General features: G+C 61.0%; 12 protein-coding genes. 5 read left to right on the top strand and 7 right to left on the bottom strand.

The features are described from left to right. From creB to ACQ4LH_RS20885, 4 genes are all read left to right on the top strand, one after another. Positions 1-650, top strand: a 650-nt coding sequence (gene creB / locus ACQ4LH_RS20900; protein WP_430698951.1) for a two-component system response regulator CreB, incomplete at its 5' end; no start/stop codon positions are given. Beyond that, entirely contained in the window at positions 650-2083 is a 1434-nt protein-coding gene (gene creC, locus ACQ4LH_RS20895) for a two-component system sensor histidine kinase CreC (protein ID WP_430698950.1), read from the top strand. The genes creB and creC, both read left to right, overlap by 1 nt. Positions 2084-2228: 145 nt before the next feature. Continuing rightward, complete coding sequence (locus tag ACQ4LH_RS20890; RefSeq protein WP_430698949.1) at positions 2229-2666, top strand: CBS domain-containing protein; 438 nt, start codon at positions 2229-2231, stop codon at positions 2664-2666. Between the two features lie 25 nt (positions 2667-2691). Then, entirely contained in the window at positions 2692-3138 is a 447-nt protein-coding gene (locus ACQ4LH_RS20885; protein ID WP_430698948.1) for a GNAT family N-acetyltransferase, read from the top strand. Here the strand turns inward: ACQ4LH_RS20885 and ACQ4LH_RS20880 are convergent. Further along, positions 3135-3644, bottom strand: a complete 510-nt coding sequence (locus ACQ4LH_RS20880) for a DinB family protein (protein ID WP_430698947.1) — start codon at positions 3642-3644, stop codon at positions 3135-3137. The genes ACQ4LH_RS20885 and ACQ4LH_RS20880 overlap by 4 nt on opposite strands. 134 nt (positions 3645-3778) lie before the next feature. On the opposite strand from ACQ4LH_RS20880, the gene ACQ4LH_RS20875 reads away from it, so the two are divergent. After that, positions 3779-3931 (top strand): DUF3096 domain-containing protein, encoded by a 153-nt coding sequence (locus ACQ4LH_RS20875; RefSeq protein ID WP_275962302.1) that lies wholly within the window; start codon positions 3779-3781, stop codon positions 3929-3931. Positions 3932-3969: 38 nt separating this feature from the next. Here the strand turns inward: ACQ4LH_RS20875 and ACQ4LH_RS20870 are convergent, their stop codons facing one another. The 6 genes from ACQ4LH_RS20870 to gbpA all read right to left on the bottom strand — a co-directional run bounded on the left by ACQ4LH_RS20870 (position 3970) and on the right by gbpA (position 9644). Further along, the gene (locus ACQ4LH_RS20870) at positions 3970-4311 is read right to left on the bottom strand and encodes a DUF2834 domain-containing protein (protein ID WP_430698946.1); all 342 of its coding nucleotides are present in this window, start codon (positions 4309-4311) and stop codon (positions 3970-3972) included. 52 nt (positions 4312-4363) lie between these two features. Next, the gene (locus ACQ4LH_RS20865) at positions 4364-5200 is read right to left on the bottom strand and encodes an alpha/beta fold hydrolase (RefSeq protein WP_430698945.1); all 837 of its coding nucleotides are present in this window, start codon (positions 5198-5200) and stop codon (positions 4364-4366) included. Between the two features lie 72 nt (positions 5201-5272). Beyond that, a complete protein-coding gene (locus ACQ4LH_RS20860; RefSeq protein ID WP_430698944.1) occupies positions 5273-5743 on the bottom strand; it encodes an OsmC family protein in 471 nt (156 codons plus the stop codon). A gap of 30 nt (positions 5744-5773) precedes the next feature. Next, complete coding sequence (locus tag ACQ4LH_RS20855; RefSeq protein ID WP_430698943.1) at positions 5774-6214, bottom strand: DUF2628 domain-containing protein; 441 nt, start codon at positions 6212-6214, stop codon at positions 5774-5776. Between the two features lie 188 nt (positions 6215-6402). Then, entirely contained in the window at positions 6403-7965 is a 1563-nt protein-coding gene (locus tag ACQ4LH_RS20850) for a S8 family serine peptidase (protein WP_430698942.1), read from the bottom strand. A gap of 389 nt (positions 7966-8354) precedes the next feature. Continuing rightward, complete coding sequence (gbpA, locus tag ACQ4LH_RS20845; protein WP_430698941.1) at positions 8355-9644, bottom strand: N-acetylglucosamine-binding protein GbpA; 1290 nt, start codon at positions 9642-9644, stop codon at positions 8355-8357. Positions 9645-9710: the final 66 nt, after the last annotated feature.

Raw genomic sequence — 9710 nt, 5'->3', positions numbered from 1 at the left:
TCGCCGACACCCTGATCTTTGCCCTGCAAAGCGAAGGCTTTACCACCACCTGGCTAAGCCTGGCCGAGCAGGCTCTGGCCGAACAGCAGCGCAGCCCGGCCGATCTGTTGATTCTCGATGTCGGCCTGCCGGATATCAGCGGCTTCGAAGCCTGCAAGCGGTTGCGGCGGTTCTCCGAGGTGCCGGTGATTTTTCTCACCGCGCGCAATGAGGAAATCGACCGCGTGGTGGGCCTGGAAATCGGCGCCGACGATTATGTGGTCAAACCCTTTAGCCCGCGGGAAGTGGCCGCGCGGGTCAAGGCCATCCTCAAACGCATGGCGCCGCGTGAAGCGCCTGTCGCCAGCCCTGCAAGCGCTCCGTTCCAGCTGGATATTGAACGGGTGCAGATCCACTACCATGGCCAACTGCTGAGCCTGACTCGCCACGAGTTCCGCCTGCTGCAAAGCCTGCTGGCGCAACCCGAGCGGGTGTTCTCCCGAGAGCAGTTGCTCGATGGCCTGGGTGTAGCCGCCGATGTTGGCTACGAGCGCACCATCGACAGCCATATCAAAAGTCTGCGCGCCAAGCTGCGTCAGGTGGCCGCTGCGGCTGAGCCGATCCAGACTCATCGCGGCCTGGGTTACAGCTACTCGCCGAGGCACGCCTGATGCCGTTGGGGATTCGCATCTTCCTGGTGTACTTCCTGTTTGTCGGGCTGGCCGGCTGGTTTGTATTGAGCACGGTGATGGACGAAGTCCGCCCCGGCGTGCGCCAGAGCACCGAGGAAACCCTGGTGGATACCGCCAACCTGCTGGCGGAGATCCTGCGCGATGAGGTCAAGGCTGGCCGCCTGCAACAGAGCCGCCTGCCCGCCTTGTTGCAAGCCTACGGCCAGCGTCAACCGCAGGCGCAGATCTGGGGCGTGGAGAAAACTCAGGTCAACCACCGTATCTATGTCACCGACGCCAAGGGCATTGTGTTGCTCGACTCCACAGGCGCGGCGGTGGGCCAGGATTATTCGCGCTGGAACGATGTGCTGCGCACCCTGCGTGGCGAGTACGGTGCGCGCTCAACCAAGGAAGACCCGAACGACCCCGACTCCTCGGTGATGTACGTGGCCGCGCCGATCATGGACGGCGCGCAGATTATCGGCGTGGTCTCGGTGGCCAAGCCTAATCGCACCTTGCAACCTTATATAGAGCGCTCAGAGCAGCGGCTGGCCTGGCTCGGCGGTGGGTTGATTGTGCTGGGTCTGTTGATCGGCGCGCTGCTGTCTTGGTGGCTCAGCGCCGCGCTGCGCAAACTGACCCGCTACGCCCAGGCCGTCAGCGCCGGGCAGCGTGCCGAACTGCCCAGCGTGCGCGGCGGTGAGCTGGCGCAACTGGCCGAAGCCATCGAGCGCATGCGTACCGAGCTGGAAGGCAAGGCCTATGTCGAGCGCTATGTGCACACCCTGACCCATGAGCTGAAAAGCCCACTGGCGGCGATTCGTGGCGCAGCGGAACTGCTCGATAGCGAGATGCCGTCGGCGCAACGGCAGCGCTTCGTGGCCAATATCGAGCAGGAAAGTGCACGTATGCAGCAGTTGATCGAACGCCTACTGCACCTGGCCCAGGTCGAACAGCGTCAGGGGCTGGAAGAGCAGGTGGCGGTGCCATTGGGGGCGCTGGTCGACTCCCTGCTGCAGGCGCAGATGGCGCGCATTGAAGCGGCCGGCCTGCAGATTGAAAACCATATTGGCGCTGAATTAAGCGCGCGCGGTGAGGCTTTTCTGCTGCGTCAGGCGCTGGCCAATCTGCTGGACAACGCCCTGGATTTCACTCCGCCAGGCGGGCTGATCCGCTTTAACGCTCAGGCCCTTGGCGGTCAGATCGAGCTGCGCCTGTTTAACCAGGGCGAGGCGATTCCCGATTACGCCCTGTCGCGCCTGAGCGAGCGCTTCTACTCCCTGCCGCGCCCCGGCAGCGGGCGCAAGAGCACCGGTTTGGGGCTGAATTTTGTCGAGGAAGTGATGCAGTTACACGGTGGCGCATTGCACATCGGCAATGTCGACGGCGGGGTAGAGGCGCGGCTGAGTTTGCCGCTATTTCAGAGCAACTGACGCGTTGCTTGGCACCGACCTTGCTGGCCTGCAATGGTTGCGCTGAACGCGCGCAGATGCTCTGATCGGGTCATCGGGTTGGCCCGCAACGGCCGCCTCGCGCACTATCCTCAATGCCAATAAGAAACAGAGCAGGAGCCACTGCATGAAAACAGTTGCCGAGATCCTCCGCGCCAAGCCACAGGCCGCCGTGTACAGCGTTACGCCCAGTACTTCGGTCCTGGATGCAATCAAGTTGATGGCCGAGAAAGGCATTGGTGCACTGGTGGTGCTGGATGACAAAGGCCGCCTGGCCGGCATCGTCAGCGAACGTGACTATGCGCGCAAAGTTGCACTGCTGGAGCGCTCCGCATTCAGTGCGATGATCAGCGAAATTATGACAGCAGATGTCATAACCGTCGGCCTGCGTGACACCTCGCAGCACTGCATGCAACTGATGACTGACCGCCATCTGCGTCATCTACCCGTATTGGCCGAAGGCGAGTTGATCGGTCTGCTGTCGATTGGTGACCTGGTCAAACACACCATCGCCGAACAGGCCAGCCTGATCCAGCAACTGGAACAGTACATTCGCGGCGAGTAAGGCCGCGCGCAACAGGGATAGGTTGATGGACATCCGTAGTGTCGGGGCCGGCGAGCTGGATGCGCTGCTCGCCCTGTATGAGCATTTACATCCAGATGATCAACCGCTGCCCGCGCGCGATCAGGTTGAAGTGGTGTGGCAGGCGATCATCGCCAACCCCGCGCACCACTGTTTTGGCCTGTACCGCGAGGCGCGGTTGGTGGCCAGCTGCAGCATCAATCTGGTCGCTAATCTGACGCGCGGTTGTCGTCCCTTTGCCCAGATCGAAAACGTGGTGACCCACAGCGAGCATCGCGGGTGCGGCTACGGTCAGGCGTTGTTAGCGCACGCCCAGGCGTTTGCCTGGGGCCAGGGCTGCTACAAGGTGATGCTGATGACCAGCAGTAAGGATCCTGCAACCCTGCGTTTCTATGAGGCCGCCGGGTTTGATCGGCATGACAAACAAGCCTTTATCGCCAAGCCGCCGGCTTAGCTCGCTTCGCGGCGCTGCGGCTGATCCTGATGCAGAAAGCGCGTGTAGATATCCCGCGGCGGTGCCAGTTGCTGTTGCGCCATGATCCGGCCGACCGCGCCACGGTGGTAGCCGCCGTGGGTGACGATATGCGCGAGCATCTCCTCGCGGCTCATGCTGCCGTGGTCGCCGTCGACAAAGTTGAAGTGCAGGCGCTCCGCCAGCTGCTCGGCGCTTAGCCCCGCAACATAATCCAGATACCAGCGATCAGTGTCCTGCACCGCTTGCTGCAGTGCCTCCAGCGTGGGCGTTTCCGGGGTGTTGGTGGCGCTGTAGCTGTGGTTGATGCCTTGCAGGTTGGCGACAAATATCCGCTCGACCACGTGGATATGATTGAGAATGCGCAAGGCAGCGTGCAGCTCGCTTTGCTGGGTAATGGGGTCAAGGCGTTGCAGCTCAGCAAAGAGTTCCTGGTTGGCCCAGGCCTTGTACTGCAGCAGTGAGGTTAACAAGCTGGCGGTGCTCATAAAGGGCCTTCAATACGCGGATTGGCTAAACAGGCTGATGGGTTGATTACGGCTCGACCGCTGGATAGTGCTGTGCGCTTTGGGCGTGGCGCGCATACTGGCGGTTCAATAACTCTAACTCTCAGGTGACGATTATGACCCTTGCCCTTACTCCACTGATTTCGCTGATCGCCGGTATTCTGATTCTGGTAATGCCGCGTTTGCTGAACTACATCGTGGCGATTTATCTGATTGTGATTGGTCTGGTCGGCATCTTCGGCACAGGCAATTTCAATCTGAGCTTTTAAGCGTTGAGCAGCCCGGTTCTCCGGGCTGCTCCGTGCCATCAAGCTGTAGTTGAGGCGCTATCCTGCGGCGCTTTGCTACCTGTATCTAGGGCCTTGAGTACCAGATACAGCAGCGGCCCGACTGATACAAAGATCGCAGTCAGGGCAAAGAACGGCAGCAGGTAGGCCAGCGACTTGCCCCGTGCGCGGCCGTCGCGGTACATCCAGATGCAGGCCAGTGCCGCGAGTATGTAGAGGTCGATCACCACCTGGGCGGTGTCGGCGCTGGACATCAGCTGCATGCCAAATTGCAGCAGCGATTGCTGCGCATGCATCATCACATAAAGCGTGTAGGCGCTGAACGCCAGCAGGGTGATCAGGGGCAGTGCGAGCTTTTTCATGGTGTCGTCCTTGGGTCGTTTTAAGTCGAAGCGTGTGCGCTTTATGGCGTTATCACCCGGCCGCTCGGGTTGCTGAGGTACTGAGCTGTACTGCCGCCATCACGGCTTCAGCGTTCTCCAGCAGGCAGGAGTAATGCGCTTGCTCGGTGCAACGGATCACCGCGCTGGCATGGCGCAGATGCTCCTGCAGGTAAATGGACATGGCAATGGGCGCCCAGTTATCTGCGTCGCCATGCCACAGGCTGACAGCCGCCGTGACTTTTTCCAGCTCCGTGGCCCAGGGCTCGACGTAGAGTTTTACGTCGCGCACATAGTTGCTAGTCCCATGCTTGAAACACGTGCGCTGAATATCTGCCAGCCATGCCTGGGTGTCGGCCTGGCGCAACAGTTCTGGGTCTTTGCCGCCGGCACCGGCAAACAGCAGGTTCAGCAGCAGGCGTGGGCTGATTTTTACCAGCAGCGCCTGATACCAGGCAAAGGCCCGAAACAGCCTTGGATAATGCTGCGCCCAAAGGAAGGTATAACGCCCCGCGCCCATGCCGACGCTATTGCTGGGAATTTCCAACGGCGCGGCGGCGGAGAGCAGGTACACCTCAGCCACCTGCATACCCAGCAACGCGGCGACCCGCAACGCCAGGCAGGCGCCGATGGAAAAACCAAGCAGGCGAATCGGCTGGCCCGCCGCGCGATCACTGATCTGTTGCGCGAGCTGTTGCAGATAATCCGCGCTGCCCAGTTCGCCCGGCAGATTGCGCTCCACCACCAGCAGCTTGATGCCGTGCGCCAATGCCGCCTGATGCAGCATCGCCGCCTCAACCGCCGCGCCCGGCACACCATGGAAATAAAACAGTGGCTGCCCATCGGGACAGCCGTATGCAGTTGGATTCACGCCTTATCCCCTCGCACCAGCCGTTATGGTTAAACCGCACCTTCTTGTCGTAGTCGATGTGGCCTTGTGGCGTTACTCGCTAAACCGCGGTTGGCAGCGTATTTCGGACTTCACCGAGTTGGCGATAAAGCACTCCTCGTGGGCCTGATGGTGCATGTGCTCAATCTGTTCGTGGCTGGGCACGCGCTCACCAGAGAAGCTGACCGCAGGGCGCAAGGTGACTTGGGCGATAAACAGCTTGCCGGCAGCGTTCGCCTGCATCAGCCCACTGGCATTGTCACGGTAGTCATCGACGCAGAAGCGGCGCTTGGCGGCAATGGAGAGAAACCAAAGCATGTGGCAGCTGGCGAGTGAGGCGACAAAGGCCTCCTCAGGGTCGACGGCGCTTGCATCCGACATCGGCAGCGGCACTACATGGGGTGAGGACGAACCGGCGACCTCCAGGCCGCCATCAAACCGCAGCAGATGTTTGCGGCTGTAACGGTTGCCGAGAAAGTCCTGCTCACCGCGTTGCCAGATCACCTCAGCGACATATTCCGTCATGTCATTCTCCTGATGCAGTTGGATTGAGGCTTACCACCAGCCGTTATCGTTAAGCAGCATCTTCTTGTAGTAATCGATATTGGCGCGCGTGGCGAATACCGCACTGATGCCGTAGCCCAGCGCGTTGGCGATTTTGCTGTAACCGAGGTAGTCCAGGCCGATGCCGAGGATGATCACCACCACTGCGCAGACCAGAAACAGTGACAGGCCCTTTTTCCACATGCCCTTGATGGCGTAGTAGATCGGCCCGAAGAAGAACGCCAGAAAGTTGAAACTGAAGGCCTTGCGCCGCTCCTCGGCGGGCAGCTGCTTGAACTTGGGCATCTTGATGCCGCCGGCATGATGGATCGCGCTAAAGCGCTGCTTCCATTTATCCGAGATGGGTAGTGCGGCGATCTGCTCGTCGGATACCAGTGATTCTGCGTCGACGACGCTGGCTTGCGGGGTGGCGTAGGGGTTGTGCTGAGTCATGGCCGTTCATCCTTAATTGGCGATCAGCGGCACGCTACGCATTTCTGTAAATACTGTCCATTTGCGCCGGGATGATTTGCGCAATCTTGTGATCTTTTCAGCGTCACTCCATGCGCGCCTGGCTGAGGTATTGATAGCTGTACAGGGCGAGAGGCCCCGGGCAGTTGCCTGCCTCGGGGCCGGGCGAATTACTCGTAGCGCCAGTAGAGGGTCACACCGGAGAAGCTGGAATAGCCCCGTACACCGATATGCCAGGTGCCGGCTGCAGGATTTTCCTGGGTGCAGGTTTCCTGGTTGCCGTCGAGGTAGGGGCGGCAGGTCCATTGGCTGGTGCTGGGTTGGCTGCCCAGGCGGGTGTAAAGGTCGGCATCACCGCTGCCGCCACTGATTCGCACGGTCAGACGCTGGGCGCCGCTTGGCACGACCACGTTGTAACGTACCCAGGCGTCTCGCGCGCCGGAGAGGTTGGGGTAGGTCTGTTCTTCGCCATTGCCGCCACCCGTGGCATCACAGCCGCGCTGGGCGATCAGGTCGCTGGCCCGTTTGGCTTTGACGATACCGTAGCCGTAGTAGGGGTCGCGGCCTGCAGTGCCACGGTCTTCGGCGGTGCTGTTGATTACCTTGCGAATCTGCGCAGGGGTGCATTGGCGGTGCTGACTCCACACCAGGGCGTAGACCGCTGACACATGCGGTGTGGCCATCGAGGTGCCGTTGTAGTTCGCATAGTTGTTGCCAGGCAGGGTGGAGCGCACGCCAACGCCGGGAGCGGCGACTTCGACCTGATTGTTGTATTGCGAGAACGAGGCACGATTGCCGCTGCTGTCGACCGCCGCGACCGATACGACCGAGTCGTAGGAGGCGGGGTAGGAGAGGGTGCTCGTGCCACTGTTACCGGCAGCTGCGACGACTAGCACACCATTCTGGTAAGCCGCATCCATGGCATTGCGTTCGGTTACCGACGAGGCGCCGCCGCCCAGGCTCATGCTGATCACCGTTGAGCCAGCCGCGCGGCACTGCTGGATGGCCATCACCAGATCAGAGCCGTAGGCCCAGCTGCCGCTGTTGTTGAACACCTTGACGATATGCAGGCCGAGGTTGCCCGATGGGCTGACGCCGACTACGCCGAGATCGTTGCCACCCAGTGCGGCGATGGTGCCGGCAACGTGGGTGCCGTGGCCATCGCCATCCTCGTACCAGTTGCCGCTGTCGACGCTGCCGTAGCCGTCGTTACCGGTGATGCCGGCTGATGGCAGATCCTGATGGCCGAGGTCGTAACCGGAGTCGACGATGCACACCTTCATATTGGAAATGGCGTTATCCGGTAACAGGTCGGCCTGCACCATGGGGATGCCATAGGGCACTTGTTCGGCCATCAGGTAGCGGCGTGGGTCGAGCTCGATATAGTCGATCGCCGGGTTGGCCTGCAGCTGTTTGAGTTGCGCCGGGCTCAGGTGCGCCACGCTGGCGGCCTGGCTGTCCAGGTGCATCAGCGGTTGTACCTGTGCCTGGCTAAGCAGACGCTGGGCGGCGCGGCTTTCGAACTGGCCGGCGCTTAGAGGTTGCGGCTGGTTGGACTGACTCATTGGTGAAGGCGTCAGCTCCTTGTATTTGATGATGTAGCGCGGTGACTGCTGGTCATCGACGGCGATCTGCGCCTGGGCCGCGAAGCTGGGTTTTTCGTCGGCCTGGGCGTAGGCCCAGCCTGCGCTGAGCAACAGCAGTAAGGCGGTGGTGCGTTGGAATCCTTGCATGGTTATCTCCCAATTGTGTGCCGCGTAGTGCAGCTGCCAGAACCCTAGGAGACTGTGCCGAAAAGCCAAGGCCGTTCGTCGTTTTTCATCTATAAAAATCAATAAAATCAATTATTTAAGTCGATATTTAGCCGACCTTTCGGATGCCCAAAAGGGGATGTGAAACGCTGCTGCTGACACCTGGCCCAGGGCTGCGGTTACACCGGCGTGGGGAGGGTGGTGATGCGCGCAACGCTGGCGGCTAGGGGCTATATGTCAGTACCTGGGCATACCTGCGGCTCCACATAGACGAACGCCAAGGCGCAGTGCATGCGCCTGTGCCGTACGTATTCTCAGGGGGTATAGGGTGGCCGCGCCGGCCAAACAGCTCGGCTGGCGCGGCGCTTATCTCAGTCGGCTATCCAGGCGTCTTGCCAATGGCTGCCGATACCGGGCTCGAACTGGGTCGAAGCGGCTGACCATTGCGTGCAATAGCCACTCTGCGGAAAGGGACGACACTGATACAGCTGTCCCGTCTTGGGTTGCAGCACCCGGGTGCCGGCCGTGTAACTGCGCAGGCCATCCGGGAAGGTGAAGTCGTAGTTGGCGCTGCCGTCGTCTGCGACGAACATCATGTCGAAGGTTTTCTGCAGCACTTGCTCGCTGCCAGCGACCTTGCCACTGACCACCAGTTGGTGATGACCGGGCGCAGGGCTATCGACATTGATGCTCAAGGGCCGGCTGTTGTTGTCCAGTTCGGCGGCAGCAAAGCCTTTGGCATTGCCGTCGTGGTCGTAGACGTAGCTGCTGATCTGCAGCGCGCCCACGGCGGTGACGTTGAACTCGATGCGCAGCTGGCCGCCACGGATGCGATAGCTGGGCTGCAGACCATCGACCAAGAGGTCGTGGTCCGGCGCAGTGGCTTTGTCTATCTGCACCTCGATGCGCTGGATGCCACTGTCTGCGCGAGCAAACAGGCTGTTCTGGCCGTACACCGGCTGAATTGCGCCGTCGCTGCCGCGCTGACCGGCCTTGAGCTGGCTCTGCTGCTGGTTAATGCGGCTGGCCAGCAGGTAGGTCCACTGGTTGCGCTGGCCCTGCTCGCTGGTTTCAACCTGTAGGCGAGTCTGCAAGTCACTGCGCTCGCCGCTGGCATCGAATACTCGGGTCATCGCCTGGTCGCCGACTTGCAGATCCACCGAGGGGTAGAGCATGCCTTTGGCTTGCCAGGCGGACGGATCGGGTGGCGTTGTCACATCGCCGAACATCACATCCATCACGTTGTAGAAACTCATCGGCGTATCGCCCACTTCCCAGACCCCGAGGATGACCTGGTAGCCCTCGCGCGGCGGTACATCGCAGTTATGGGTGACCTCCTGCGGCGGCTGTTGCATGCCGCCATCGACCACGCAGAACGGTACCGGCTCAAATGCGGCACGGTTTAACGGCTGATTGGCCAGCCAGTCAGGGCGGGTGATGTAGTAGCGCCAGTTGCGTGTGGCGTGGTTGGCGGTAAAGCGCCAGGTGAAACTCGTCGGGCCTGCAGTGATTGGGCGTTTGGCCCAGCGGCTGACGGTCTGTTCATTAAGGGGGGAGAACTGCGCCAGGCCGGCGCTGGCGATCTGGCCATCGGCGGGGGCGGTTTTYGGGGAGSCGGGGGAGSCCNTCCNCGGCTTTKCGGGTTCCCCTTTCNCCGGCACCCCCYTGGCTGTTTTTWCCCCACTTKCACARAAAACCGCGNGGCTTCAGGGTGTTTTTTTTATMCC

It is taken from the genome of Pseudomonas peli, from assembly GCF_050563605.1.
GTDB classification, from domain to species: Bacteria; Pseudomonadota; Gammaproteobacteria; order Pseudomonadales; family Pseudomonadaceae; genus Aquipseudomonas; species Aquipseudomonas peli_A.
This window is presented reverse-complemented; position numbering and strand designations above follow the sequence as displayed.